This window comes from Limosilactobacillus rudii (genome assembly GCF_014145455.1).
Classification (GTDB): Bacteria; Bacillota; Bacilli; order Lactobacillales; family Lactobacillaceae; genus Limosilactobacillus; species Limosilactobacillus rudii.
The window spans coordinates 17,540-42,818 of the sequence record NZ_JACIVB010000046.1 but is presented as its reverse complement, the minus strand read 5'-3'; the positions used below and the strand labels follow the sequence as shown (position 1 = coordinate 42,818).

Annotated in this window: 32 protein-coding genes; all 32 read right to left on the bottom strand. The window is 38.0% G+C overall.

Features of this window, described 5'->3' with window-relative positions; translation table 11 throughout:
- Positions 1–449: 449 nt before the first annotated feature.
- Complete coding sequence (locus H5S39_RS03755) at positions 450–710, bottom strand: hypothetical protein (RefSeq protein ID WP_182595910.1); 261 nt, start codon at positions 708–710, stop codon at positions 450–452.
- Between the two features lie 155 nt (positions 711–865).
- Positions 866–1,777: a GH25 family lysozyme gene (locus tag H5S39_RS03750; protein ID WP_182595909.1), complete on the bottom strand. Its 912-nt coding sequence runs from the start codon at positions 1,775–1,777 to the stop codon at positions 866–868.
- A 1-nt stretch (position 1,778) separates the two neighbouring features.
- The gene (locus H5S39_RS03745) at positions 1,779–2,138 is read right to left on the bottom strand and encodes a phage holin, LLH family (protein ID WP_182595908.1); all 360 of its coding nucleotides are present in this window, start codon (positions 2,136–2,138) and stop codon (positions 1,779–1,781) included.
- Positions 2,125–2,289 carry a hypothetical protein gene (locus H5S39_RS03740; protein ID WP_182595907.1) on the bottom strand — a complete coding sequence of 55 codons (165 nt, stop codon included), beginning with the start codon at positions 2,287–2,289 and terminating at the stop codon, positions 2,125–2,127. Before H5S39_RS03740 ends, H5S39_RS03745 begins: the two co-directional genes overlap by 14 nt.
- A gap of 5 nt (positions 2,290–2,294) precedes the next feature.
- A complete protein-coding gene (locus H5S39_RS03735; protein ID WP_182595906.1) occupies positions 2,295–2,672 on the bottom strand; it encodes a hypothetical protein in 378 nt (125 codons plus the stop codon).
- Positions 2,673–2,683: 11 nt separating this feature from the next.
- Positions 2,684–2,842 carry a hypothetical protein gene (locus H5S39_RS03730; protein WP_182595905.1) on the bottom strand — a complete coding sequence of 53 codons (159 nt, stop codon included), beginning with the start codon at positions 2,840–2,842 and terminating at the stop codon, positions 2,684–2,686.
- Positions 2,835–3,092, bottom strand: a complete 258-nt coding sequence (locus H5S39_RS03725; protein ID WP_182595904.1) for a hypothetical protein — start codon at positions 3,090–3,092, stop codon at positions 2,835–2,837. The genes H5S39_RS03730 and H5S39_RS03725 overlap by 8 nt, the downstream gene beginning before the upstream one ends.
- A gap of 20 nt (positions 3,093–3,112) precedes the next feature.
- Positions 3,113–4,711 (bottom strand): DNA helicase ZGRF1-like domain-containing protein, encoded by a 1,599-nt coding sequence (locus tag H5S39_RS03720; protein ID WP_182595903.1) that lies wholly within the window; start codon positions 4,709–4,711, stop codon positions 3,113–3,115.
- Positions 4,712–5,476 (bottom strand): hypothetical protein, encoded by a 765-nt coding sequence (locus tag H5S39_RS03715; RefSeq protein WP_182595902.1) that lies wholly within the window; start codon positions 5,474–5,476, stop codon positions 4,712–4,714.
- Positions 5,473–6,699 carry a baseplate J/gp47 family protein gene (locus tag H5S39_RS03710; protein ID WP_182595901.1) on the bottom strand — a complete coding sequence of 409 codons (1,227 nt, stop codon included), beginning with the start codon at positions 6,697–6,699 and terminating at the stop codon, positions 5,473–5,475. The genes H5S39_RS03715 and H5S39_RS03710 overlap by 4 nt, the downstream gene beginning before the upstream one ends.
- Positions 6,692–7,027 (bottom strand): contractile injection system sheath initiator, encoded by a 336-nt coding sequence (locus H5S39_RS03705; RefSeq protein ID WP_182595900.1) that lies wholly within the window; start codon positions 7,025–7,027, stop codon positions 6,692–6,694. The genes H5S39_RS03710 and H5S39_RS03705 overlap by 8 nt, the downstream gene beginning before the upstream one ends.
- Positions 7,014–7,379, bottom strand: coding sequence for an ABC transporter substrate-binding protein (locus H5S39_RS03700; RefSeq protein ID WP_182595899.1), 366 nt, complete (start codon positions 7,377–7,379; stop codon positions 7,014–7,016). Before H5S39_RS03700 ends, H5S39_RS03705 begins: the two co-directional genes overlap by 14 nt.
- Positions 7,380–8,243 carry a phage protein gene (locus H5S39_RS03695; RefSeq protein ID WP_182595898.1) on the bottom strand — a complete coding sequence of 288 codons (864 nt, stop codon included), beginning with the start codon at positions 8,241–8,243 and terminating at the stop codon, positions 7,380–7,382.
- Positions 8,236–8,571, bottom strand: coding sequence for a phage baseplate plug family protein (locus H5S39_RS03690; protein ID WP_182595897.1), 336 nt, complete (start codon positions 8,569–8,571; stop codon positions 8,236–8,238). The genes H5S39_RS03695 and H5S39_RS03690 overlap by 8 nt, the downstream gene beginning before the upstream one ends.
- Complete coding sequence (locus H5S39_RS03685) at positions 8,572–9,135, bottom strand: LysM peptidoglycan-binding domain-containing protein (RefSeq protein ID WP_182595896.1); 564 nt, start codon at positions 9,133–9,135, stop codon at positions 8,572–8,574.
- Positions 9,136–9,139: 4 nt separating this feature from the next.
- Entirely contained in the window at positions 9,140–14,332 is a 5,193-nt protein-coding gene (locus tag H5S39_RS03680) for a hypothetical protein (RefSeq protein WP_182595895.1), read from the bottom strand.
- Complete coding sequence (locus H5S39_RS03675; RefSeq protein WP_182595894.1) at positions 14,325–14,525, bottom strand: hypothetical protein; 201 nt, start codon at positions 14,523–14,525, stop codon at positions 14,325–14,327. Before H5S39_RS03675 ends, H5S39_RS03680 begins: the two co-directional genes overlap by 8 nt.
- Positions 14,512–14,841: a hypothetical protein gene (locus H5S39_RS03670; protein WP_182595893.1), complete on the bottom strand. Its 330-nt coding sequence runs from the start codon at positions 14,839–14,841 to the stop codon at positions 14,512–14,514. The genes H5S39_RS03675 and H5S39_RS03670 overlap by 14 nt, the downstream gene beginning before the upstream one ends.
- Before the next feature lie 84 nt (positions 14,842–14,925).
- Positions 14,926–15,324, bottom strand: coding sequence for a phage structural protein (locus tag H5S39_RS03665; protein ID WP_182595892.1), 399 nt, complete (start codon positions 15,322–15,324; stop codon positions 14,926–14,928).
- A gap of 14 nt (positions 15,325–15,338) precedes the next feature.
- Complete coding sequence (locus tag H5S39_RS03660; protein WP_182595891.1) at positions 15,339–16,442, bottom strand: DUF3383 family protein; 1,104 nt, start codon at positions 16,440–16,442, stop codon at positions 15,339–15,341.
- A complete protein-coding gene (locus H5S39_RS03655) occupies positions 16,439–16,906 on the bottom strand; it encodes a phage neck terminator protein (RefSeq protein ID WP_182595890.1) in 468 nt (155 codons plus the stop codon). Before H5S39_RS03655 ends, H5S39_RS03660 begins: the two co-directional genes overlap by 4 nt.
- Positions 16,890–17,270 carry a hypothetical protein gene (locus tag H5S39_RS03650; RefSeq protein WP_182595889.1) on the bottom strand — a complete coding sequence of 127 codons (381 nt, stop codon included), beginning with the start codon at positions 17,268–17,270 and terminating at the stop codon, positions 16,890–16,892. The genes H5S39_RS03655 and H5S39_RS03650 overlap by 17 nt, the downstream gene beginning before the upstream one ends.
- Complete coding sequence (locus H5S39_RS03645) at positions 17,270–17,704, bottom strand: hypothetical protein (protein WP_182595888.1); 435 nt, start codon at positions 17,702–17,704, stop codon at positions 17,270–17,272. The genes H5S39_RS03650 and H5S39_RS03645 overlap by 1 nt, the downstream gene beginning before the upstream one ends.
- 8 nt (positions 17,705–17,712) lie before the next feature.
- The gene (locus tag H5S39_RS03640; protein WP_182595887.1) at positions 17,713–18,057 is read right to left on the bottom strand and encodes a hypothetical protein; all 345 of its coding nucleotides are present in this window, start codon (positions 18,055–18,057) and stop codon (positions 17,713–17,715) included.
- Positions 18,038–18,238 (bottom strand): hypothetical protein, encoded by a 201-nt coding sequence (locus tag H5S39_RS03635; RefSeq protein WP_182595886.1) that lies wholly within the window; start codon positions 18,236–18,238, stop codon positions 18,038–18,040. The genes H5S39_RS03640 and H5S39_RS03635 overlap by 20 nt, the downstream gene beginning before the upstream one ends.
- Positions 18,238–19,212: a N4-gp56 family major capsid protein gene (locus tag H5S39_RS03630; RefSeq protein ID WP_182595885.1), complete on the bottom strand. Its 975-nt coding sequence runs from the start codon at positions 19,210–19,212 to the stop codon at positions 18,238–18,240. The genes H5S39_RS03635 and H5S39_RS03630 overlap by 1 nt, the downstream gene beginning before the upstream one ends.
- On the bottom strand, positions 19,212–19,856 hold the full coding sequence (locus tag H5S39_RS03625) for a DUF4355 domain-containing protein (protein WP_182595884.1): 645 nt from the start codon (positions 19,854–19,856) through the stop codon (positions 19,212–19,214). Before H5S39_RS03625 ends, H5S39_RS03630 begins: the two co-directional genes overlap by 1 nt.
- 103 nt (positions 19,857–19,959) lie before the next feature.
- The gene (locus H5S39_RS03620; protein ID WP_182595883.1) at positions 19,960–20,121 is read right to left on the bottom strand and encodes a hypothetical protein; all 162 of its coding nucleotides are present in this window, start codon (positions 20,119–20,121) and stop codon (positions 19,960–19,962) included.
- Positions 20,111–21,532 carry an ADP-ribosyltransferase gene (locus H5S39_RS03615; protein ID WP_182595882.1) on the bottom strand — a complete coding sequence of 474 codons (1,422 nt, stop codon included), beginning with the start codon at positions 21,530–21,532 and terminating at the stop codon, positions 20,111–20,113. Before H5S39_RS03615 ends, H5S39_RS03620 begins: the two co-directional genes overlap by 11 nt.
- A complete protein-coding gene (locus tag H5S39_RS03610) occupies positions 21,483–22,919 on the bottom strand; it encodes a phage portal protein (protein WP_182595881.1) in 1,437 nt (478 codons plus the stop codon). The genes H5S39_RS03615 and H5S39_RS03610 overlap by 50 nt, the downstream gene beginning before the upstream one ends.
- The gene (locus H5S39_RS03605) at positions 22,920–24,212 is read right to left on the bottom strand and encodes a PBSX family phage terminase large subunit (protein ID WP_182595880.1); all 1,293 of its coding nucleotides are present in this window, start codon (positions 24,210–24,212) and stop codon (positions 22,920–22,922) included.
- The gene (locus tag H5S39_RS03600) at positions 24,193–25,011 is read right to left on the bottom strand and encodes a terminase small subunit (protein WP_182595879.1); all 819 of its coding nucleotides are present in this window, start codon (positions 25,009–25,011) and stop codon (positions 24,193–24,195) included. Before H5S39_RS03600 ends, H5S39_RS03605 begins: the two co-directional genes overlap by 20 nt.
- Between the last annotated feature and the right edge of the window lie 268 nt (positions 25,012–25,279).

The following is a 25,279-nucleotide window of genomic DNA, read 5'->3' as shown; positions in this document are numbered from 1 at the left end:
GAATGTAATCAGTCTTTTTAGCGACCTGATGATGGTGAGACTTAAATACCGGTGCAATAATTTCATGTTTTTCTTCCATAAAGTAAAAACCTCCTAAACTAAGTTACTTATAGTTTAGGAGGCCTGAATCTTGATTCATAGACGTATCGTTATTGGATGCTTACCACATTCATAACATTTTATACAATTTCAAACGCTTAACAATTTAAACGAAAAAATAGGAGAAAGCTTGATTTAACAAGCTTTCTCCTATTTCATTAGCTTAGCTGACACTTTTGTACGAAAGCAATAATATGCCTCCGGTGGGGGTAAGTACCTAAAATTAAGTCGAATTAATATATACAAATACTTATTTCTTCCTATTATATGGAATTAACTTGAAGTACCATATTAATTTTTGATGTACATTTCGATGTACAGGTTACCCGACACCTCAAAAAAGTGCCGGGTTATTTTGCGTCATTTCTTTTTTCGACCCTTGTTTCAAGATATTCAGTCACAACTTTATCAAGGGTCTCACGCTCATATTCATCAAAGGCAAAACGAGGTTGCATACAGTTCCAAGTTATATCAAAAAAGCTAAGAGCATTTTGCGGAATTGTAACAGCAACATTATCATGAGCATCATAAATCTTAACACAATCTTCAACTTGTTCCGCAGACAGATCGCGTTCACGGTTGATACTTTCAATTAATTCATTAGTCTTCATTTGATTAATCTCCCTTGAATTCTTTAACTCAAATTAACTTGTAATAGATATTAGCATACGTTAGAACCAAACTACAATATTTCTTACAATTTGCAACTAACACAAAAAGCCCTAGTAGACGTGCAGGAAATGCAACAACCACTAGGGCTAATGTTTTATTCAAATTTCCCGAATGGTTGGTTTGTCTTAGCATCACGAACAGCCATGTAACCATAGCCGTTTTCTCGTAATTGACGAATCCAAACATATCCAGCATGACGACTAAAGGCATCATATTTAATAGTAGAACCAACTGGTAAAGTAGCAATAATATCTGATGTGGTCCGAGCACCACAGCGCAGGTTGACTGCAACATCAAGCGTGAACTTACCATCTTCTTTAAACCAAGAATCACCTAACTCATCAACAAAAGAAATTTCTTCAAGTTCTTTATGTTCTTCTACTGGTTGAACTGGTGATGGTTCTGGAATAGATACATTATTATTCGGGTTAGCCATCTTCAACCAGCCTTCTTTGGTTGTATTAACCATGTTTCGGTCCATGTCTGAACCTGTAAACTGATGAATAGTGAAAACCTCCCAAGGCGCAATACTAAACCCAGCTCCCTGGTAATTCCAGTTAAGAGGTTGAGAATACTTGTAGTAAGCAACCCACAGCGGACAATCATTTACACAGTTAGCAACTTGCCGAATTTCAGATTGCGATACATAAATCATGCACCAAACACCTGTTAACTCGTGTACACGATTAACAAATTGACGTACATAACCATAATTACCCCAGCTAGAATTCTGATAACCTTCCCAGTCTACCGCTAACACCGCTTCACCGACATAATTCTTAATGTTATTAATGAAGTAATCAGCTTCTGCAATCGGATTACCACCAGCACAATAATGGTATAACCCTAAAAGTTTCCCAGCAGCTTTTGCATTGGCATAGTCTGTGTTGCAAGCTGGATTGACATAGCCTGTACCTTGTGTTGCCTTAACCATTGTAATATCTGTTTCTGGTAAAGTTGCAAAACTACGAGGGCTACCAGAAAATACATCAACCATTTTTAACATTTTATTTTTCCTCCTTATTGCTTACCGTAGGCGTTAATGGTGACTTCTCATAAGCAGATTGAACTGCTGATTCGGCAAGCTCTTTAGTAACAACAAAGCCTTGGTTCTTCATAAAAGTCAATACATTCTTTGTTGCTTCATCAAATTTAGCTTGACCACTCATAGGTTGACCAACTAGAGCATTTACAGCCGTAGTGGCTACTTTTTCTAAGAGCATCCAAACCGCCTTTGATTGCTCAGTAGCAGCGTGTTCTGTTTTATTATCCAACCAGGGTTTAACATACTTCCAAGCAAAGATTGTAATAATTGTTAAAGCTCCAGATGATAGAAGCCAATTAAATACATAGTTAAGTGTCTTCACGTTGCTTTTCCTCCAATTGTTTTTTTAGTTTTTCATTCTCTCTTACTAACTCATCATTAACTGATGGCTTTTTGCTCTGGTGCGTTGTTAGATATGCAACTACAATTGAGCCGATTGTACTAATCAACGCTACTAGAACCTGGTCATGCAATACTATCAGCCCCTTTTGATTAATATTTCCCCCAAAATCGACAACACTATAAAAGAGGCAAACAGCGATTGGAAACCAAAGTGACCCATCGTAAAATCTTGGTATAAAAAAGCACTCAAGAACATTAACCACACAAATGTTAAAAGCCCTGTCATTAACGGCTTAAAAAACATATGCTTAATGTTCCAAAGTGCATATACCATAGCTAGAGTTCCTGCTATTGCTAACAAGAAAATAAATGGTGGATCATCAAGAAATTCTAAAACATGACCGGGAGGAGTAAATGTCCCGATGCTATGCTTAACGATAAATAAAATTCCTAGTCCATAGGTTTCCATCGCAAGCAAGAACCAAAAATAATTTTTCCGTAAATTCTTACCCACAAACTCACCCCTCACTTCTCAGTTGAAAAACCACTTGGACGTTGCTCAGGGTGCTCATCAAAGTAGCCTTTTTCTTCTAGTTTACTAACGGTGTCATCATAAAAAGGCTTGATAACTTTATCTAAAGTCCACAAGCCTTGCGTAATTAAGTCTACATATAGATTAACCATTCTGAATACCTCCCATTTGCATTGCTAATTGAGCGATTGCTAGTTGGTTCTCTTGTTTATTCTTTTGCATTTCTAAGATGATATATTCATCTTTATCATAAGTTGTTAGATCAAACTCATATTGTTTTTCCTTATTACCATTGATATCTTCTTCAATCTGTTTTAAATTTTCTGCCACATATACATGGTATTTATCAATCCATATATCTTTAGGTTTTACAAAACTTTTTACTGCTTTATTTTTCTTCATTTTATCAATCTCCTACTTAGTTATAGAGCCAAAACTAACCTAGCTGATGCGAACCTTTCCGCGGTTCTATCTGTTTCGCTCATTAACTTCATGGCAAATAGCTCAGGACCAGTCATTACATATACGTTATTCGTATTCACGCTAAAATCGTAACTTGCCCCAATTGGTTCAATACTTGTTCCCTGATTCATTATTGGATAAAAAGCCCAATCATCGTTTTCCGTATATTTAAATCGTGAAATATATCCTTTAGAGGCTGAAATAAAGGTAGATTTAATTTTAGAACTATCTTCATCATATATAGTTACTTTATTATTCAGTACTGAATACTTTCTATCAAAAAGATATATTGTATTTTTATTAATTTGCTTCTCACCTCTAAATGATCGATCCTTTAACATTCGGGTTCCGTTAAAATTACCATATTCAATAATAAATAATAATAAACTTATTGAATATGTAGCTAACGAAGATAATTTCCAATTAGGATTTAACTTTTGAGTATTTTCTAAATATTCTTTCCATCCAACCGCATCATTAGCCAAAGCATTATCAGTGACACCCTTTTTAGACGTTATATAGCCATCTATAGATGATGTTGTTTTCGCTAAATAAGAAGCTAAATAAATTTTGTCTAGTTCTTTACCATCTACAACGAATGCCGGATGAATCTTAAAGCCAATATGTGGAGTAGAAGAAACATAGTAGCGTGCTTTATCTAAAGAAAGTGTTCCACTACCATTATCAGTTGTTTTTACTGGCACAACACGATAATAGAACTTAGGTTGTTCTACCATAATTGCATATTCGGTATCAGTACCATAAGTTTTACCATTTACAGTAACCGATTGCGCTAAAGTACCTGTTTCTGAAAAGTTCGGATCTCCTTCGTACGCAACTACGTCACCTGTTTTATAATCAACCATGCAACGACGCCTTTTCCAAGGCCCTAAGTTATCAAAGTCTTTCCCTGCCGTTAGGTTCTTTGCTCCAGCTAAACGAGTAAATTGATTGTTCTCGAAATCAGCTTCTAAGCCAAAAACATCGTTTTCGTTATATCCAACGATTGTTTGCAAATCATTAAGCTGTTGCCGTACCTCTTCAACTTCATAAGAGCTTGCATAAGTCGTACCTGACATCAAATTAACTTGATTAGTATTACCAATAGTTACTGTAATCTTAAACATTGCGCCAGAGGTTGTTTTTCCGTTATATGGTGGCATATATCCTGGCTGATCTGCACGTGTATAAGCATATAGGATTTCGTTTCCTGCCCCATCAGCGGCACATAGACCTAAGGTTCGCATGTAATATCCCTTTGTTAATTGCGTATTATCAATACTAGCAATTACTTCAACAGCTGGGTTAGTCATACCTCCAAAGCTTTCAACAGCATGAACACTAAGTTCCGATGTCTCTTGATTAATCGTACTAAGCGAATCAAAAGATATAGACTCAACACTGTAGTTTTGCTCATTTCCCTTTATATCTTGAATATCTCCAATTTCATTTTCTGAAACGATCAATCTTGTAAATTGCATTTCCTTCTTCTTAGACATAATATCAGACATTAACTGCTGCCCGTCTCTAGTAATTATGACTCGTTTAAAATCTGCCATTTAATTTTTCTCCTTTTCCTCATCCGTCGTAATCTGGTACGTTTCAGCTGTAACACTAACTGTACCAAGATTAGCTTTACCATTTGTTTCTACTGAAGTATCGTATTGATCAGTTAACTCAGTTTCTTTCACATCAATAATTGTATTCCCTAAGTTAAAACTTCCCGATGCTTCACGGTTATAATCCTTGCTATCATCAATATCGACGGTTTCAACATTAATCATAGTAGTACCAAGTTCAAAGTGACCAACCGCTGTTGCTGTAAATTGCAAGTCTTGCAATCTCACTCCAGCAGCAATAATTGACTCTATTTGATGGATCATAAATTCCTGTTCATATTCAGAACGTGCAAATCTCATAGGAACACTGTTAAGTCGTATTGCCAGTGGCTCACGTTTTCCATCCGGCAGCTGTACTGGACGTAATCTAACGTCTCTTACACTTATTCCTAAAGCATTCTGCATTGTACGCAAAACACCATTAACTGTTGTATCTCCTTTTCGGTTTGCTACTTTAGCTTTAATCATCATTCGATAAAAGCTATCATCCGCCGGCCCACGCCTTACTCCGTACTTTTCTCCTAACTTATCCAAAAGGTTTCCTTTGGCATTATCAATGTTTCGATAAAAGTCTATTTTACTGAAAGTTTCATTTACCTTATCAAAACTACTAGAGTAAAACTTTGCTAATTTCCAATTATTGCTATTAGCTATTTTTACTAGTGATCCAGGCATTAGTTTCAAAAATTTACTAAAGAAACTCATAAGATCATCACCTTTTCAGCGCTTGTTTGAGCAGTTTCGATATTTGTCAAGGTTATATTTTGAGCTGATAGTTTGTTACTATCGGTACCAATTTTCACATCAGCTACTTGGATACCTGGAACATTATCGTATATAAGCCTGTAAAGATAGGAATAATACAACGTGTTTCCCATTCCAACTTCATTAATGTATTTCATTACTATATTCTTAACTTGTTCATCTCCATTTAATGGATATTCATTAGTCTTAGTTAACTTGATAGAAACATATACATCACGAGTAGTTGGGTAATCAAAACAAATAGTATGCTCTCCACCAGCAATATCAGTAACCTTTACTGATTGTTGCCCAACCGTTAAAATTCCAGCACTAATTGAACCAAAGATAGCCTCCGCAACGTCATCCTTATATCCACCATTAACATAGATATGAATTGACTTTGCGGGAGTATTGGTTGTTTCATCATCAACCATTGTATCGTTTGAAATGATACGAACAGCAGTTACACCAGTTACTTTCTCAACTGCTGTAATAATACCGTTATATGGCGATGAAGGAGCTACCGTTCTATTTGATAGATTAATACGGTCACGGAAGTTAATATCCGTTTCTATATCAGCACCACCGGAAACTTCCTGTACGATTACATATCTGATGTTTTCACTAGCGTTAACCATAATCGCCTTGGATTTATTCGCTTTATTGTAAGCTGCTCCTGCCTTATTCGCGTAAAGATAATGAGATATCCCCACTCCTATATTAGGACAGGTCCCATTACTTTCCGTCGGCATTTGGAGGTTGCTTCCATCATCTAAGGTCATATTATTTTTACCTGTGTCTTTCAGAACAATGTCCTCAGATGTCACGTATTCCAATCCATCATCAGTTCTAACCAAACTACCAGAAGGAACCGTATAACCAATTTTTCCGTAAAAAGTTACAGTTCCCATTGCAACTTGACTAGGTAAACGAGTTAATCCAACATTTGCACCTAATTGTTCTAATGTTGTTCCAGTTGCAGAGTCTACAAACTGAGAATTGTAAATAACTTCCGCTAACTGATAAAGCTTATCCATAAAGTAAGAATGAATGCGTATTAAAATACCGCCTACTGAATGTGCATTGGTTTGGGCGTTTTCGCCGAATAACTGAACCCACTTATCAGACTCCTGTTGTACTATTTCATCGTAAGTTGGTCTTGTGAACCCATTTTTATCAAGCATAGTTCACCTCCATTTCTACCGGTTTATCATTTCCTATATCAGCAGTTAGATTAAGAGTTATCGAGCGATTGTGTTTATCTACTTTTGTATCAACTTTAACGTTTTTTATTCGTTCTTCTTGTCGTACAGCTTCATAAACATCACTTGCAGCCATCTCTTCGGCATATTTCTTACCTAGCAAGTTTGAGTGATTTAACCCCATTTCAGGAGCTAACACAAACTCACCTTTACGAGTCCCAAGAATAATTTCTGCTGATTGGATTATTTCTTTACTTCCGGTAATGTAATCAAGCTGAATATCTCCTGCACTGAGCTTAATGTCCTGCACTCCACATCACCTCACAAATAACAGCATCGTTAACATCGTGCATTCTTTTGTTAGCCAACGAGAATTCTTGATTATCAGCCTTGCTCCAATTTTCCATTGAGCGGTCAAGAAACATGACAAGAACCACTGATCCTTCCGAAATATAGCCTTGAGCAACCATGCCCACAGGAACGTTAATTAGCGGTGCCCTTTTCTTACCACTAGCATCAAGAGCTAAAGGTTGAACGTCCGCTCTTGAATGATCATCGGTAAGCTTGTATACCCTTGCTAATTGAGCAACATGGAGATTAGCATTAATGTTATTTATTAACGTTTTAAGAAACCTAATGTCTTGGTCACGTTGTCTTACCATTTATTGTGTCACCGCCTCAAATTCCGTTCTTGCTTCTTCACCATCAAAGCTATGTTCACCATTAATGACCATAACTCCCACATCAGCATACTTATTATGAAGCTTAACCCATGCAAAAGTAGTTAGATGATAATTAAGAATTGACGTTGCTGAGTAGCTCCATGCTCCCAACCCATCGTCATCTTCTTCATAATCAGCCCAGTCATCATCACGACTTTCTCGTGTTGGTCCTTCTACCAATCCCGTAGCAGGGCTTAAATCAAACTGATCCGCACCATTTCCATCATAGACATATCGCATAGTTAACTGGCCTCGTAAATAAAATAAGCTTGCTTTACAGTCCTGAGCGAGCGTACTTAAAACTTCCATTGGGTGGTCATCAGCAGTAAAGCCATCGTTATAACACTTATTATCCTTAATAGAGATATATCGCAAATTAATACCAGCAGCACTTACAACTTGTGGAATGATAGTTGAGGCATAAGTATTATTAGCAAATGTCATATTTAATTTAGGCTTTCTCGTGTAGTCTTCACCCTCCAAAATACGGATTTTATATGCAGTATCAGCATCTTCCGCATAAGGAATTGTTGTTTTATAGATAGTTCCGCTTACCAGTAAGCCAACATCTCCAGAATAGCCAGCGTATAATTCTGCCTTATTTCCTGGCTGAATAAGATTAAAATGCCTAGTATCAATATTAAAAAGCTCAATTTCTGTTATGTGCTTCTCTGTTTCATTAGAAAATGGGACAGTAAAATGAATTTCAATTGAGTTTTTCATTTTTCCATATTCATATGTCAAATTGGCATTTGCTGTATAAACCACTACCTTACATTCGAAATTAAATTGTGGTTTACCCATTGTCTTCCACCACCGTATCTATAAATAAAAAGACCGTCTTGCCGAAGGTCTCTTTGTTGCAGATATTACTTTTTCCTGACTCATCTAACGGCACTAAATCTACTGCTGGAATACGTTCATCAACAGAATTACGCCATAGTCTTTTACCATAGATTAACTTTTCACCAGTAATAATTGGCTTATTCTGTATATCAAATAAGTCAACTGTATAGAAATCACCAGTCTTATTGTAATTAATTCCAATGTTTACAGCAGTATTCCCAAAACTTGTAGAAAAAACTTGTGGAATATTACTAACATCAATATCAAATTTTGATCTATAAGACATTTACTTCACCCTCGCTCTAACACCGACTGGAATCCTTCTATCGGGCCAATGGTTCCAATCTCTTAATGTTTGGATTGGAGTTCCATATTGCCGCCACCAACCCCAATAAGTATTCCCTGGTCGAACAGTTACCCATACACCAGGATTAGCTGGTGGGCTAGGTGCTTTAGGACCAACGTTTACTGCTTTAACAAAACTGGATTGAACTACATCAATATAAGTAAGCTCCATTGAGAACTTAAGAGCATTCTTATATCCACCATCTTCATAAGTACGATGCAAATTGGTAATCATCATATTTCCATGCCAGATGGCACCAGCATATTGCAAAATAGTACCATTATGTTGCCAATCAAGTAATTGTTGCCATTGCCGCTGAATATCATAACGATCATTACCAAAAAGCAAACCCTCAAAAGTGAAAGTTTGCTCTTCCCGTTGTGTATGGTCGGTTATATTATTTCCAGCTTGAATTGGGTATTTTGATACAGTATTAGTTGTTTCTTCTTCTTCCGTTTCAGAATGAAGATAAACCCGTTGGTTCCCAGTAGCTAACACAGCCATCCTTTTACACCTCACTTTCTGGGAATGCAACCGTAAGCTTTTCTGCTATTTGGTTAGCAATCTTATTAATTAGTTTCTGGTCAATGCCAGCACTACCATCAACATTAACGTTAATATTGAATGTATTGTTATTAACAACTGTTGACTTTTCACTCTTGTTAGAAGACTTAGCATCATTCTTAATATTAAAACTAGGAGTTCCTGTCTTTAGTCGTGGGAACTTCTTTTTTGTTTCGTTTGCATTAAGAACCTGTGTCCCTTCTCCAAGAGGAACAATCAAATTACGCTGTTTAGGAAAAAGACCAATAGTACCAGCCCTAGTCATAAACGCTTCTACAAAATCAGCACCTGGAGCATCATTAACAAGGTAGTTTCCTTTCTTAACACCACCATTAGCTGACCATTGGTTTGTAGTTGCTGCTGGTGTTCCTGTAGCTAATGCAGCAACAAAACTAGCACCAGCTCCTGGAGTTCCAGTAGCTAGTCTTCCTCTAAAGGCGTTTGAAGCCCCAGGTGTACCAGTAGCTAGATGTCCGCTCTTAGTAACTGTTGCTGAAATAGTAACATGTTTACTGTGAACAGCTGCAATTGCACTAGCTAAGCCACGTACTTCACCGGTCCCACTAACCTTAGCTGTTACACTAACGCTCTTTCCCTTTACGGAATTAATAGCACTAGTTAATTGCTTAACCTGTCCTGTTCCAGTTACTTTAGCAGTAACGCTAGCAGTTTTATTTTTAACTCCATTAATGGCACTTTGAAGGCTCTTAACTTGACCAGTTCCTGTTGCATGAGCCGTTACCCGTGCCGTTTTATTCTTAACACGATTAATAGCACTTGCGAGGCTTTTGACTTGTCCCGCACCGGAAGCAGAAGCTCTTACTCTTGCTGTTTTATTCTTAACACGTTTGATTGAACTGGCTAGCGATTTAACCTTTCCTGCACCAGAAGCCGTAGCTCTTACCCGAGCATTCTTATTTTTTACCTTTTTGATATTTTGGCTTAGTTTTTTAACCTTACCTTCGCCAGAAACACGTGCCCTTACTCGAGCATTTTTATTTTTGACTTTCTTAATATCTTTGGCTAGCTTCTTAACTTTGCTTTCACCAGAGACTTTAACCTTGACCTTAGCGTTTTTGTTCTTAATCTTCTTAGTATCTTTGGCTAATTTCTTAACCTTATTTCCACCAGAAGTTTTAGCCTTAATCTTGGCGTTCTTATTTTTTACCTTCTTGGTATCCTTAGCTAATTTCTTAACCTTGTTACCACCAGAGGTCTTAGCCTTGACCTTAGCACTTTTATTTTTAACGCCTTTCGTAGCCTTAGAAAGCTTCTTAGCATCCTTAGTACCTTTAACGTTTGCTTTAACCTTAGCATTCTTGCTCTTGACACCCTTAGTTGCTTTTGAAAGCTTTTTGGCATCTTTGGTACCTTTAGTTTTAGCTTTAACGTTAGCGGTTTTCGAATGTGGCTTAGAAGAACTTCGGCTCTTGTTATTACTCTTAGAAGAACCTTTTCTCTTTGACGAGGACTTGGCTTTCTTAGACGCAGACTTATTCAGGTTAGACGCAGCTTTATCTAACTTACGAGAAGCAGCTTTCTGGTCACGACTAGCATTTTTACTTCCGTTTGAACGCTTCTTTCCAGAACTTGAACGAGATTTTTTAGAAGCTGGCTTGGAATTGCCCCGAGAAGACTTAGCTTTAGAACGACTTGACTTTCTGCTCGAACCTTTTGATTTTGGCTTAGAAGAACCTTTACTACTTCCACGATTCTTAGAACCGCTCTTTGAATTCTTTTTAGACGCACCGCTCTTACTACCTTTACCTTTAGAACTTGCCTTAGACTTTTTGTAGTCTTCACCAGTGTCATCTTTGTACTTCTTTTTGGCTTTATTAACCTTATTCTGAGCAGACTTTGTATTCTTTCTGGCTTTTTGGTAATTTTTATCACCTTTAGCTAACTGTTTAGCTTGTTCTCTTGCTGCTTTACCTCGTTGACCATTGTTGTATGCCTCGCCTAATGCCTTAGTATAAGCATCATCATAGGCCTTTTTCTCAGCTTTCTTAGCTTTACTCAATCTGCTTTGAGCACTTCTAACACCTTTAGCATCACCTGCTTTAACCTGCTTTTGAGCTTGGCTAAAGTACTTGTTAGCAGAAGCTAAATCTCCTGCTTGCATAGCCTGATCATAAAGCTGAGCTGCTGCTTGGGATTTGGCATTACCTTTAGAAGCGGCGTTCATAGTCTTATATGCTTTGTTAGCAGAAACAGGAGCTTTCTGTCCAGCATTTTGATAAAGACTGTTATAGCCATTGGTGAAGTTGGTCTTAGCTACTATTTCATCAGCTTTAATGGCATCACGCTGTTGTTGGGTTAGCTTGTTACCAGAAGGCTTGCTGCCACCAAATTTAGAACCAATCCATGAACCAACTTTTCCTCCGGCCCAACCACCAAGAAAGCTACCTGCAACAGCTCCAACTGTAGGCATACCAATTAATGAACCCAAAGCAGTTCCAGCAGCCATACCAACAGTAGATCCAACACCTTGTCCTACTGCATTTCCAACGCCTTTATGTCGTGCAAGTGAGCCTGATTTTGTGGTTCCTATAACTGACATGGCATCCATAGCCGCAAAGGTAGCATTCATTCCTGGAGCACCTTTAGCTATAAAGCCTCTTGTTGCTCTTAAGCCTCGTCCACTTGCTAATGCCCCACGATAAATAACATTACCAATACGGCTTTCGCCAAAGACACGTTGGCCAGCTCTACCAACACCAGTAAGTACATTTCCTTTGATTCTCTGAACAAAACTACCTTTCCCATGCTTTGGATTAGCAGCGCCTAAATAATTTTGTCCACGAGAAATTAACTTATTAAACCAAGCATTAGGATCACCATTAGTACCTGCTTTACTATGATAGAGACCGGTTCTAGTTAATGGTCCAGTATAACCATCGTAAATTTCGCCATTATTGTAATAGCCATTACTACTACCATAGTACCCAGCTGATTTAACCCCATTACCACCAAAACCACTATTTCGACTACCGCTATTCATACGATTAGCAGCAGACATCATAGTATTAGCGGCATTTTGCATTTTTCCAGCAGCGCTTAAGTTTTTAGTTTCATCAAGCTTCTTAATACCAGTAATCTTGGATATAAGGCCACTTAGCCCTTTGCCAACTACTGGTAACTTTGAAGCAAACTTTAGCAATGGTTGCATTGCTTTAGTAATACCTTGACCAATCTTAGGTAACTTAGATAATCCACGAACAGCAACTAAAAAGGCTGTAATCTTTCCGGTAGCATTACCAAGTTCATTACCAATCGATGAAAACTTACCCTTAGCGCCTTTAGGAATAGTATCACTTAACTTAGAAGCTGTACTCTTCAAGCCGTTGTATGCAGTAGATAGCCCATTCTTAAATGCCTTAACCTGATCAATAAAACCAGTAGAAAATCCACCAGCAATCGGTTTAGCAACATCCGATAGCTTTTTAGCTAAATCAAATGCTTCACGTCCACCTTTACCAACGGTAGAAATAACACCAGCGGTCCCATCAGCTACTTTATTAGTGAAGCCCTCTGTTTTCTTAGGACTATTAAACCAATCGGTAATTCGTGAGAATAGCTTCCCATCACCACCAAACGCTTTATTTAGTCCACTAGCTAATCGCTCTTCAAAGCCAGCAGTCATACGAACTGCACCATTTTTTATAGCACGTTGTACACCCGCTAAACTTTGATTCATCTTCTTAGAAGCATCATTAACACCTGGAGCCATACCTGCCATATGTAAGGCTTTTACAAGATCATCACCAGTGTAATCACCGACTTTACCAGCTTTTTCACCAGTTCTCTTCTTGTGTGCTTTATCTAGGTACTCATCAATGTTAGGGTTAAATTGCTTTAACTGTTGAAGTCGTTCTGTGGTTAATTTATCTTGGTCTAACGTTTTAGCAACAGAGGAGATAAACCGTCCCATTTCTTCATCATTCATACCACCAGCATCTTGCAGGTTAAGCATGTCTTTAGTTAATTGGAGCGTTTTCTTTTTATTACCAGCAGTTGAAACACCAGCACCAGTAGCATAGAAAGCTAATGCTGCATCTGACACTTGCTTATAATCGTTACCAGCAGAAGTTGCAAGGTTAGAAATGTCTTTAACCATTCCTTTAGAGAAGCTAGTAGCTTCTTTATTACTCATATTCTTCCCAAGCAGTTTATTAACTGAACGAGCATTAGAAGCCCATGAAACTTGAGAAGCCTGCTGTTGACTGATATAGCTTAATCCAGAGCCAAACAAGCCTTTTACACCTTCACCTGCTGCCATAATTCCATTAGCAGCAAGATTACCAAGAGTATACATACCGGCTACATCACGGATAGCACCTCTTACTTTACCTTCCTTTTTGTCCGGTGAAGAGGAGCCAATCATTGCCATCTGTCGTTCAGACTGAGCGTTTTGCCGTGCTGCTTGAACAGCTTGTTGCCGTGCTTGCGCTCCTCTTTGAGCTGCACTTGCACTCTGCTGTTCAGCTTGAGCTACTGAATGAGCCGCACTGGCTAATTCTCTTTCAGCTGCAATTGACTTTCTAACAGAACCTTGAAACTGATTAGCTTTACTTTCGGCACGACTTAGACCCTCACTGATCTTTTGTCCTGCCATACCACCATTAATGTTATTTACTTGTTCAAGCTTACTTCTTAATTGGCTTGCCTTAGCTTCTGCTTTAGATAGACCTTCACTAGCGCTATTTCCAACTTTACTAAGGTTCACATCATTAGCCTGTTCGAGTTTATTTTTTAGCTGACCAGCCTTACTCTCAGCTTTATTAAGTCCTTCGGAAGCAGAACTTCCAGCTTTTGCAAGGTTAACGTTATTAGCTTGTTCTAATTTAGCTTTTAATTGATTGGCTTTATTCTCTGCTTTAGATAAACTCTCAGCAGCGGCATTACCAACCTTGCTTAAATTAACATCATCGGCTTGTTTAATAGCCGCCTTTAATTCTTTTGCTTCTACCTTTGCTTTGTTAATGCTAGAGGACAAACCACTTAGGCCATTATTACCTCCAGTACGACCCAAGCTGGATAGAGAATGATTCATCTCCTTGATTAAGCTATTAGCTTTTTCAAGTTCTGAAAGGCCACTAACTTTAACGTTCGCTCTAATAGTGGTTTCGTTACTCATTCTCTATCTCAACTCCTCCCATCAACTCTAGCTTTCGGCTTGCAATTTCATTTAAGATTTGCACCTCTTTCATAGTGGCCCTCTCCATTTCTTCACGAGTAGCCACACCAGCAATTACCGGAAACCAAAAAGCATCATTTTCATTGACTTCATTAATGATTTCCGCTTGGTTAGCTGGTTTAGAGTAAGCCACCAAGAAAGGAGTCCATAGCATTAAACAATTCATCTACCCCAGGACGATCAATTAAATCATCAAGCGATGTTAACTTTTCACTAACAACAATGTTTTGTAGGTATTCATCAAATAGAATAGACTTAGCAATTTGACCATTACCCATTGTTGCGTTATCTAACATTTCATATGCCTTTTTAAGTCCTGGGAATTGGAAACGGTACTTCCAATCGTAACCATTAGCATCAGTAAATACCCAATCTTCATGGGCGCTTAAACGATCAACAGTTTGTGGTTGTACTTGGTTGTCCTTAGTGTTTACGTTCTTTTCAGTCATAATAAAATTCCTCCTAAATTTTCTGTCTTTATAAAAAAACGGCTAAAGGAATTGAACCCTTAGCCGCTATTCAGTTGCTACTAATTAAAGTGCTTCTACTCGCATATCCAATACTTCAAATGTGTAAGAACGCTTTGGCGTATCTTTACCAAAGGCACCATCAGGAACCTTAACAATAAATGCTTGATTACCTGATACCTTTTCAAATTCAGAAGTAATAGTTAACGTAACCTGCTTATTAGCATTGGCAATGTTATTTAAGTACTTATGATCTACTGAATTACCAGTTAAATTAATTGTAACGGTAGCCAAGTGGTTGTTATTAATTGCAATCGCTGGGTTACCTTGTGCATCAACAGATGTCTTTACCTTTTCTTCCTTGTAAGTGTAGGAAAACATGTCTCCATCTTGGAAACCTTGAATAGTTCGACCATCTACAACAATGTTAGCCTTTAGAGCATCATATAAACGTACATCAGCCATGAATAAATCCTCCTCTAAATATTAATTTGACCGTTAACCTTAACTGTGTGAATTGCTCCAGAACGAGTGTAGCTAAATTGAAGACCCTTGTAGCTCCGTTGTGCGATGTCTTCTTTAGAGGACTCGGCACGTGAAGCAGTCTTAACAGTAAATTCACCAGCATTAGTTTCTGGATTAATAGAAATAATTCCATTGTTAGTTGCATCAGTAAGAACAGATGTTACTGTTGCATCAATTTGTGCAATACCAGCAGCATCATACGTAACCTTCTTGGAATTAGACAGTAATTGTTGAAGGCGAGTTTCTAGAGAAGCCTTTACCCAATCATCACCATGTAAAGCATCGACAAATTCTCCACCCAAAGTCTTGCCTTCTGATGTTTGGTCTAATCCAGCCTTAGTAACATAAGTAAAGATGTTGTTATCATGTAACTTTTGAATTTGAGTTACCGTTAAATCAACCGGCTTTACTCCACCAACCTTACGGAATTTCCATGTTACAGAGCCAACAGTTTCATTACCAACAGCTCCAACAAGCCCACCGATACCATATTCAGCTTCCGCTTGCGTTGAGCCACTAAAGAAAGCAATGGTACGTGGTGAGTTTCCAAACGCCTTCTTAAATTCAGGGGCATTTTCAACATTTTCAGCAATTGCAGGCTTAGCAACAACTGCAAAGCGTTCATTCTTTCCATCAATAAAGCTTGATAAAGCAACCGCATCAGCTAATACATTAGTTGTATCGGTAGAAGCTGGTTGGGCATCCTCTTTTCCTTCATCACTCGATGGATTAATTACGACAGGCGCTGTTGGGTCAACCGGAAGAACCGTAGCAAATTCCCAACCTTCACCGTAGTAAGCAGAAGCAGCCGTTGCTACATCAGTGTAGGTTACAACAAATAGCTTATTTCCGTGATCATCTTGACTAAAGAAACCGTTAGCTACCTGTTTCAATAATTCATTTGAACCGTATGTTTTCTGTAGGTCTTCATAAGACCCAAAAGTTTCTACACCTTGATTATTTCCCTTTACAAAAACAGCCAAGTTTCCCATATTTACAGGAATGCTTGGCGTTTCAATATTAAGTTTAACTGTAATATCAGATAAAATATTACTCATTTTGTATCCTCCTTATATTTAACATGTTCAATCATGCCTTCACCGTTATCTTCATATGTCTCCCATAATCGCAAGCGCATATCAAACCCAAACATAAAGGCATAATTATTACTTTCTTCAACATATCGTGGTTGTACCTGCATTCTTTCAACCATCACAATATCGTTATCTTCATAAATGTCTCTTGAAGCAAGATCACCTAAAACCGCTCTTAATTGATTACAGTAATTTAAGGCTTGTAGCTTTGTTTTGGCGTAGATAGTAAAAGAGACAACAGCCTCAAAGGTTCTGTCGTCTTCTAAATAATTTGTTGGTATCTTCGGTGCTACAATATCAAATGCTACAAACGGAGGCTCAGGTGGCTTTCCATTGCCATAAAGTTCAATCATAACTAAATTCAGCCGGCTCTTAATAAGTCGGCTGAAAGTTTTATATAGAATTGAATAATCATAACTTGTTGCCATCTTGTCCCTCCTCGCTTTGAAGATAATACATAGTAACGTTTGAATAGTCACTAAGGTCTTGGATATTGCATACTCTATAACGTTTTCCTTTATGCTCAACAATTGTATTGATTGGATAGTCTGAATGTTTAGATAACCAAATAGCGTTGTATTGAGTGAAGTCACCAACATCTCGCATAATATTCATAAATGAATACTGACCCACTAAATCATTAGGTACAAATGGCTCATAATAAGTAGTTTCCTGTCCTTCGGCTTCTTGCCATTGACCATCGACCCACTCACCGTTAGAACTACCAGAAATTACTTTAATTTCTGTTTTGAATGTATCTAAAACGCTGGTCATATCAATATAGAAGCTCATTATACAGCCCTCCAATCAATCGAACCGTACATTGATCCACTATCAATTAATTGTTTGCTATGGCCCTTCTTAGCGATTGTAGATGCTGCTAATGGAGCAAAACCACCAGCCGCAATCGTTCGCTGAATGCTCATTTGCATAAATGGTCCTAATGCATTGACTACTCCATCAGCCGAACCACCATTAAGAATATTAGTAATGAACGGAGCAACGTAGTTAGCAAAACGCCCTTCATTTTCGTAAAGAGCATTTCGTAGGAAAGGACGTGCTGGAATACCACGACTTGTCCCATATTCTTGCCACATTGCTTTCTTCTGGTCAAAGCCACCAAAGACACCAGCTTCAACAGCTTTTCCATCTAATTCTCTAAGATTGGTAATCATCTTTTCAATTCCCAAGTCGCCCTCAACGCTACCTTCCATTGAAATATTCATAAGATCACCTACATAAATCGAATGGAACTTTGCTTCAATGAGTTCTTTAAGCGATTGTATTCGACTAAGTAATCATCACTACCGCCACGATCAAAGTATTCAATTGTCAGTACTGATGCCTGTTGCTTTGAAATATTAGAACCAGTAGCACTTGCTAAGTTACAGAAGTGAGCTGCTAGGTAAGTAGCGCCACGAACGATATTACTTTCAGTAAAACCATCAGCTTGTGCTTGGCTCATTGCATCATCAACAAGATCATCAATAATTTCTTGGTCGAGTTTTGATAAAGCATCGCTTAAGTTAGGAAAGAGTTTCAGCCGTTTTAAGACTCGCTCATTTTGTTCCTTGCTCATCGTCAGTAACCTCCTCAATAAAGCCGCCATCAGTTAATTCAGCTAGTCGTAGCTTTGTTTGAGCGCCTGCATACTGTTTATAAGGGTATTCGTCTCCCTCCCAGTACACGTGCTTTTCTCCAGTTTCATCAACTGAATTAAGGTTGCTATCAGTAAACGCTTTAATAACTTGATATGCCATTAAGCTTCGCCTGGCTTCTTAGCATCGTTAGCTGTCTTAGTGGATTTTTTTGATTGACGACCTAAACGATTTTCTGCCTTAACGTTAGAAACAGTTTCATCAACTGACTGTTGAGCAGGTGCACCAGTAGTGGCATCAGGACCATTGACACCATTGAACGTTACCTTGATAACTTTTGATGGATCATAAAGATATGGTGCTTGGTAAGTAGTTGCGTAAAGACTTGTTGACCGTTCTCCAGCATGGCGTTCTGCTTCAACAACAACATCACGCTTTAGCATAATTTTTAATGCTGCTTTGTCCTTAGAATCCTTCTTAGGAAGAATAAAAATACCTTCGTTAGCATTTAATTTTCGTGAACGTACAATTTGGATACCAAGGGTTTCACCTATTACACCAGAGATGATACGTTGCGCTCCTAGTTCAGAACCTCGTAGCCAATCCTTGCCAGCAGACAAACGCAACCGACCAGCAACGGCAGGTGATACAACTGCAATAACAGGGCGATCATCTTCTAAATTGTACATATCAAGCACATCTTGAAGACCATCTAAAGTAGCATCAGCCGTCTTTGTTTGGGTTGCTCCTCGAAGTGCTTCTAATGAATCATTATCAACTTTGTTTTGAATTGAAGTAAGCAACTGATTACCGGCTTCACCATATGGATCACCATAACCTGTTAAAAGGCTTTGATCAGTAAGAGTTACACCATTACCAACTTCTTTAATTGTTGCTGACTTAGTGCCATAAGTAAGAGCAGCAGTTTCAATTGCTTCCCCTTCTTTAAGGTCCTTAGCATCACCAATGTAGTTCCACGCTGGGAAGTCCACAGTTGAACCTGGCTTTCCTTCTAACGTATTATCAATTTCTCCAAGTGGAGCAAAACGTAATCCAGCTGTTAATTGGGCTGATAACATTTCACTAAGAACTTGGGGGTCAAGCATTTGACCACTAACAGTAATTTCTCCAGCCATTAATTATTACCTCCTAATGCTTGCTCAACCAGTTGTTTATAAATTTCTGGCTGAGTTTGTTTTAATTTAAGTTTTTCTTGGTAGCCCATTGTATCAAACTTTTCAGTATCAATACCTTCACTACCTTTTCCACCGCCTGTAGGTACAGGATCATTGAACTCTTCGCGGCGATTATCTTGAGCTTTGCGGTTAACCAAGGAAACAAATTTATCAATATTAGCCTTTGTTGTTTCAGCATCATCAGCAACTACAAAAGATAATGTTTCACTATCAGCAGCTACACCCTTTTTGCTAAGAATATCTGTTGCGATACGCTCCATTTCATTGTGGTTGATTTGTGCTTCTAATTCAGCAATACGATCATCTTTCTGTTGATTTTCATATTCTCGCCGTTGATCTGCATCCATTCGTTTTAACTTTTTGGCTTCGTCTTGCTCATCCTTGATTTCATCACGAATTTCTTTTTCAATGACTGGCCGTAAGTCCTTGCGAATGTTACCTCGTTCTCGCCCTAATCGCTCTTCAACAATGCGGTCAACATCAGCTTGTGTAAACGTCTTTCCCGATTGGGCCCCACCGTTCTTTTCTGGCTGTTCAACACCTGCTTGTGTTTCAACTGCACTATTATCTTGTCCTTGATCCATGACGGATACCTCCTTTTTTAAGTCTTGTTTGACTATTTACCTTGCAGCTTTTTACGCCATCAGCATGTTTTGGGCATAAAAAAAGACACCCTTGATTGGATGTCTAATTCTTATCTTTAATAATTTTCTCAATTTCAGCTAAGAAATCATTATTTTCTTTTTCTTCTTTTGGAGTTAGTTTTCGTTTTCGTTTTTTCAATCCATTCTTCAACTCGTCAAATGTTCCGCGCCATCTAGGATCTGAGTATGGTTTATTATGAGCCATAATGTTCCTCCAAATATACAATTGGTAGTCCGTCTTTAATCGTCTTACCTACAATATGAAACACCGTATGGCGAGGAAAAAGAACCTCCTCTTCTCCTTCCACACCATACTTACTTATATCAACACCATTATAATACTTCTGAATAACAAATCGTAATTGTTGTTCTCCCCTTCCATAATCACCTTTTGAGGTTGAAAGGTAAGCATTATCAATAAAAGTATCAGACCGATTAAATTCTTTAGCAAAATCTACTAATGCATCCTTGCTAAAGAAATAATCACGGTTTAATGGCTTTGTTGATTTATATTTAGGCATTTTATTCAAAACGCTATCAAATGAATGGATAAACTCCTCATCTTCATCTGATAGCGTTCCTTTTCTTAAATTATCGTTAATCTTATAAGCGTAACTACCTGTATATTTTTGCAATAGAGCAACATCTTTTTCAGATAGATCTTGCGATTTTTCATCATTTCCATCAATAGGTATTCTCCGACAGCGACAGTTAGGATGCGAACTGCTTGGAATTCTTGGACTATCAGGATCACCTACTCTATAAGGTCCAGCTAGCGAAATCGAAATACACTTTTTACATGCACCCTTTTCTGTTACCCAGCCAAAGTATTTAATCTTCTTAGCTTTGAAGAATTGCTCGTCCAACTCATCTTCTCTACTGGCAGCTTCAGTCCTAGCAATCCGTTTAGCCGAAATTGAAGCATCTCTCATCGCCTTTGGTATGTTATCTTGTCGCATACTCTCAGCATTTCCAGGGAACATAACATCAGCAATATCAGCAGGAGTCATTCCCTTTTTAAGCATGATATTAATGTTATCGTCAATTCGATTAAGTAATCTATCATGATCCAACCATAACCTTTCTGGCCACGACACATAAATATCATTTTGTGATGGCAATTTGTAATCAGGCTGAGCAACTTGTTTAGTTTTCCTATTAAGCCGTTTATGCTGCGTCTTAGTAAACTCATTGTTCTTGGTCAAATAATCAGCTTCCTCCTTAGCGGCAGTTTGATTATTTGATTGAAGAATGTCCTTTGCTTTATGCGTCACTCCTATTAAGGCCATACCGACAACAGCAGTTATCAAGCCTCTTTGTGATGTTTGACTAACGGCAGTATAGTAATCACGCCTTTCTTCCTCTGGTAACTCTAAAACATCAGGAAGTTTGTCAAATTGTCGTTTAAGAAGCATCATGTCACTTCTCGTTACCTTATGAGAAAGATTAGCAGGAATGAGAACACCATCAATTGCATACTTAGTAAAGATTTCATTGATAATTGCTCTTAGCATGTCTACTCCTTCGTTGTAAACTGCTTCAAGTTGTTTATCCGTCTTATTATCTCTACTGAGTAATTGCTCTATCCGTTTCTTTTCCTGTTGAACTGTCGTCATTAGCCTCACCGTCCGTTACAGCATGTTTTCCCTTCAAAAACTCATAGTTCTCTTGAAGCTGCTTCTGCTTCTCAGCGTCCATATTCTCTTCTTCCTGCTTAGGGTCATTCACAGCAGAGATGGTCTTTAACCAAGTTAAACGAGAGATACCTAGATCAGCTAAAGCTTTAGCAGTCTGTGCTTCTGTCAATGTATCGTGAGGTAAATCGAATTGATAGTTAATATCCAAGTCTTTCCAAGTATCAGCATCTACTTGTTTGATTAAATCAGAAGCAAAAATAACCCTATACATCTGTTTAATGGAGCGAGTAAACATTCGACCTTTCAGAGTTGCAAGATTCATCATCGGCTTATATTTCATTTCTAAGGCAACACCAGTTGAATTACCAAAATCCTTGTCATTCAAATTAACGATCATTGAGATTTGATACAGATTATCAACAATTCGATTAATTAGATTTTCTTGTGTCTCATCAGCATTAGGTTTACTAAGAAAATCAACATCAAGGTCTTCTGGTTGCTCATCTTCATTAGTTGATGATTTAAGATTAATAATTCTCATGTCTCGTAATTGTTTAATCTGGTCATCATTTAAGATAGCGCCCAGCACTTTCATATAAGCGTCAGCAAAATAATCAACATCGTTTGCTTTCTCGCTTAACGATTTATCAAGCTCATCAATTAACGTCTTTACATTAGCAATTACACTTAACCGCTCATCGTTCTCCACAACTTCAATGATCGGAATAATGTGGAACGGGTTTCGTTTCCTGTCTCCTAGACTGTCTCTACCGTTACCACTTTCAAAATTATATTGGTAATCATTACTGTAAATAGTTACTTGATATTGCTGAGTTTGTCCTACTTTTGAATATCTAACAGCATATAACGGTTCGTGAGCTACCGTATTGTCGTAGATAACAAAACAATTCATCGGCGTTGCATCAGTAACGTAAATCTCTTTATTTGCACCGTAGACATAAAAATAAGCCCGACCATAAATAGCGGACTCTTTCCAGACTTTAGCAATTAAAGTGTCAATATTACGTGTTTGATTGAACTCAGACAATGATTTATTAGCCATGTCCTCTTGAAGAGTAATTTGTACTGGCTTCCCAACAGCAAAGCCGGTGTAAGTATCAACAAGTTTTTTAGGATAATTAAGGATTAACCGATTGTCCGGTTTATTGTTTGGCTTGGCTTCTGCATTCATAATCTTATCGTGCTTTGCTTTATAATACCTTCCATAAGAAGCATATTTCGTAGCTAAATTTTCGTTTTCTAAAATGAAACGCATAATATCAGCACGTGAAATTGTACCATCACTGTTGTAACAAAAGACGTCATCCTCAGTAACAATACACCGCTCATTTAGGTACTTGTCCAACTAAATTCCCTCCTTGTATAACTTGACACTAGTTCCTTTTCGCTTGTAAAGAACACGCATAGCAAAATAGCGGTCTGCATCCATGCAGTGATCATGTTCTTTAACCACCGCATCTTCGCCACGATCAGCAGCTTTTGCATCCCAAACGTAAGAATTAAATTCTTTAATGGTATGTTCAGACTTATCAGTCCATTTCATCTTCCCAGCATTCATTTGGGTCATCATAAAGCGAATACCATCAATTACATTGTTATTAGCATTAACCACTTTAAAACCTCTATTACGGAGTGATTTCTTGAATGAGGCAGCGGATGGATCAACGATTAACTTTACTAAACTTCTTTCAAGATGATTGTTGTAAAAGAAATCTTCTAAGTCATCGATATATTGCTCATCAGTCTTCTGTTTACCCGTTTCTCGTCCTGAGTAGTAATATTCGTCATTGTTATACCAAACGCCCTTATACAAGCTCCAGAGCTTAAATACAGTAGGGTTCTGAGTACCATAGTCGATACTGATCCATTGTTTTTCCCAAACAACATTTTCTGGTGACGTTACTACCATCTCATCTCTGTTGAAATTATCATAAACAACACCATCAGCAAGTACCCACATTCCCAAAATAAAGCGTTTATAGAAAACTCCAGAAAACATGCGGTTATAACGATCAATGGTTTCTTGGTTAAGTGATGGATTATCAGCCATCATAAAGTGAAGTCTCAATGCTCGCTTGTTTTCAAGTCGATCAATCCATTCCAGCTTAAACCAGTGATAGGGTCCTTCTGGGTTACAGTTAAACCACATTTTGGCACCAGCTACCGAACAACGGGCAGTCGCTTGGTTAACGAATGACTGTGGCATCAAAGCGACTTCATCAAAAAAGAACCCAGCCAAAGTAATACCTTGAACCAAGTCCTGTGAAGCTTCATCTTTACCGCCAAAGATAAAGTAATAGTTTGTGTGACCATTCTTACTAATGGTTAACATGTTATCTGAACGAGAGTCTCTAATTAGATAGCCTTCACTTTCCAACATGCTCCGTAATGGTCTTAGCACATTACGTCTAAATGAGCCTATTGTCTTGCCAGCCATTCCAAACTGTTGACCATCAAACCGTGTCATTGACCACAAAACATAGGAAAGGGACATTACAACAGTCTTGCCAGCACGAACCGAACCATCACAAATAATAGCTTCATAGTCTTTTAATTCATCATTAGCCCACCAGCTTAAAACTTGAAGTTGCTTTTGGCTAAATGGAGTAAATGGAAATCTACCCTTTATCGTCTTCATTCTTCTTATCACTCCATATTTCCTTCATACCATCTTTAAGCGCTTTAAGTAATGAATTAGTGCTATCATCGTTAACTTCTGGTTCAGGTAACCGATCAAGCAATAGCTGTAATGCTTTCTGCTGATCCATAAGCTCAACAATCACACCATCACGACCAATGCTGACTTTCTTTAATAACGATGTATCAACCTCATCTTTATTCTTCAAGTTAACAAATGACCTTGTACACTTCATATAATCACCAGTCTCTGGATCAATAACCGGCATCCCTTTAGCGTCTACCTCAGGAACTTCTTCACTTCCAAAATCAATGTAATCGCCATAATTAGCGAAGGCTTGCTTTGCTAATTGCTTTAAGATGTCGTTAGCATTTAAGTAGAGGTCTTGTGATTGTTGCTTCTTTAACTCAGCAAGGTAAGATTTAATCCGAGCATTTCCGAGCAATCTCGGACCATTAGTCATTGCTACATTGTAGCTTCCGCCGTATGCTTTTTGATAAGCCCAAGTCGCATTGTATCGCTGTAAATAGTACAAACAAAAGGCTTTCTGTTTGTCATTAAGCTCATCACTATCTGGCAATTCTGGTGGTGGTAATGACGGTGCAACCTTTTCCGGTTTTGTGTGCATACTTTTTTCTTTTGTGCGCACACTCTTTTTCTTGGTTGCATTCTTCCGCTGCCATTTATTCCTCGTCTTCCACGACTTAACAGTATTAAGAGAAACACTGTATTTCTTAGCAATATCCTTATACTTCATCCCTGCTAAGTAATCCGCCTTAGCTTCTTCCATCTTACTCATGACATATCACCACACCACCTTTTCCTAGAATTAATATGTATGCACTAAAAATTTATGTATTAAAAAAGCGCCAACCGAAGTCAGCGCTAAGGTTACTACTTGAGCAACCATTTAATTAGTTGTTTAATGTGCTTACTAGGCACAATTAGGAAAATTACACACCAATGCATGGAGTTTCACCTCCAAACTGCACATAGTAAGAAGTAGCTACCTTCTCGGCGTGCTTGTACATTGTATCATATTTTATTTATGTTATAATACGTGTATT

Coding starts and splice junctions, on each gene's coding strand:
- H5S39_RS03755 (WP_182595910.1), bottom strand. CDS start 710: ATGAAGACTAATGAATTAATTGAAAGTATCAACCGTGAACGCGATCTG.
- H5S39_RS03750 (WP_182595909.1), bottom strand. CDS start 1,777: ATGTTAAAAATGGTTGATGTATTTTCTGGTAGCCCTCGTAGTTTTGCA.
- H5S39_RS03730 (WP_182595905.1), bottom strand. CDS start 2,842: ATGGTTAATCTATATGTAGACTTAATTACGCAAGGCTTGTGGACTTTA.
- H5S39_RS03725 (WP_182595904.1), bottom strand. CDS start 3,092: ATGAAGAAAAATAAAGCAGTAAAAAGTTTTGTAAAACCTAAAGATATA.
- H5S39_RS03720 (WP_182595903.1), bottom strand. CDS start 4,711: ATGGCAGATTTTAAACGAGTCATAATTACTAGAGACGGGCAGCAGTTA.
- H5S39_RS03715 (WP_182595902.1), bottom strand. CDS start 5,476: ATGAGTTTCTTTAGTAAATTTTTGAAACTAATGCCTGGATCACTAGTA.
- H5S39_RS03710 (WP_182595901.1), bottom strand. CDS start 6,699: ATGCTTGATAAAAATGGGTTCACAAGACCAACTTACGATGAAATAGTA.
- H5S39_RS03700 (WP_182595899.1), bottom strand. CDS start 7,379: ATGGTAAGACAACGTGACCAAGACATTAGGTTTCTTAAAACGTTAATA.
- H5S39_RS03695 (WP_182595898.1), bottom strand. CDS start 8,243: ATGGGTAAACCACAATTTAATTTCGAATGTAAGGTAGTGGTTTATACA.
- H5S39_RS03690 (WP_182595897.1), bottom strand. CDS start 8,571: ATGTCTTATAGATCAAAATTTGATATTGATGTTAGTAATATTCCACAA.
- H5S39_RS03685 (WP_182595896.1), bottom strand. CDS start 9,135: ATGGCTGTGTTAGCTACTGGGAACCAACGGGTTTATCTTCATTCTGAA.
- H5S39_RS03680 (WP_182595895.1), bottom strand. CDS start 14,332: ATGAGTAACGAAACCACTATTAGAGCGAACGTTAAAGTTAGTGGCCTT.
- H5S39_RS03670 (WP_182595893.1), bottom strand. CDS start 14,841: ATGACTGAAAAGAACGTAAACACTAAGGACAACCAAGTACAACCACAA.
- H5S39_RS03665 (WP_182595892.1), bottom strand. CDS start 15,324: ATGGCTGATGTACGTTTATATGATGCTCTAAAGGCTAACATTGTTGTA.
- H5S39_RS03660 (WP_182595891.1), bottom strand. CDS start 16,442: ATGAGTAATATTTTATCTGATATTACAGTTAAACTTAATATTGAAACG.
- H5S39_RS03655 (WP_182595890.1), bottom strand. CDS start 16,906: ATGGCAACAAGTTATGATTATTCAATTCTATATAAAACTTTCAGCCGA.
- H5S39_RS03650 (WP_182595889.1), bottom strand. CDS start 17,270: ATGAGCTTCTATATTGATATGACCAGCGTTTTAGATACATTCAAAACA.
- H5S39_RS03645 (WP_182595888.1), bottom strand. CDS start 17,704: ATGAATATTTCAATGGAAGGTAGCGTTGAGGGCGACTTGGGAATTGAA.
- H5S39_RS03640 (WP_182595887.1), bottom strand. CDS start 18,057: ATGAGCAAGGAACAAAATGAGCGAGTCTTAAAACGGCTGAAACTCTTT.
- H5S39_RS03635 (WP_182595886.1), bottom strand. CDS start 18,238: ATGGCATATCAAGTTATTAAAGCGTTTACTGATAGCAACCTTAATTCA.
- H5S39_RS03630 (WP_182595885.1), bottom strand. CDS start 19,212: ATGGCTGGAGAAATTACTGTTAGTGGTCAAATGCTTGACCCCCAAGTT.
- H5S39_RS03625 (WP_182595884.1), bottom strand. CDS start 19,856: ATGGATCAAGGACAAGATAATAGTGCAGTTGAAACACAAGCAGGTGTT.
- H5S39_RS03620 (WP_182595883.1), bottom strand. CDS start 20,121: ATGGCTCATAATAAACCATACTCAGATCCTAGATGGCGCGGAACATTT.
- H5S39_RS03615 (WP_182595882.1), bottom strand. CDS start 21,532: ATGACGACAGTTCAACAGGAAAAGAAACGGATAGAGCAATTACTCAGT.
- H5S39_RS03605 (WP_182595880.1), bottom strand. CDS start 24,212: ATGAAGACGATAAAGGGTAGATTTCCATTTACTCCATTTAGCCAAAAG.
- H5S39_RS03600 (WP_182595879.1), bottom strand. CDS start 25,011: ATGAGTAAGATGGAAGAAGCTAAGGCGGATTACTTAGCAGGGATGAAG.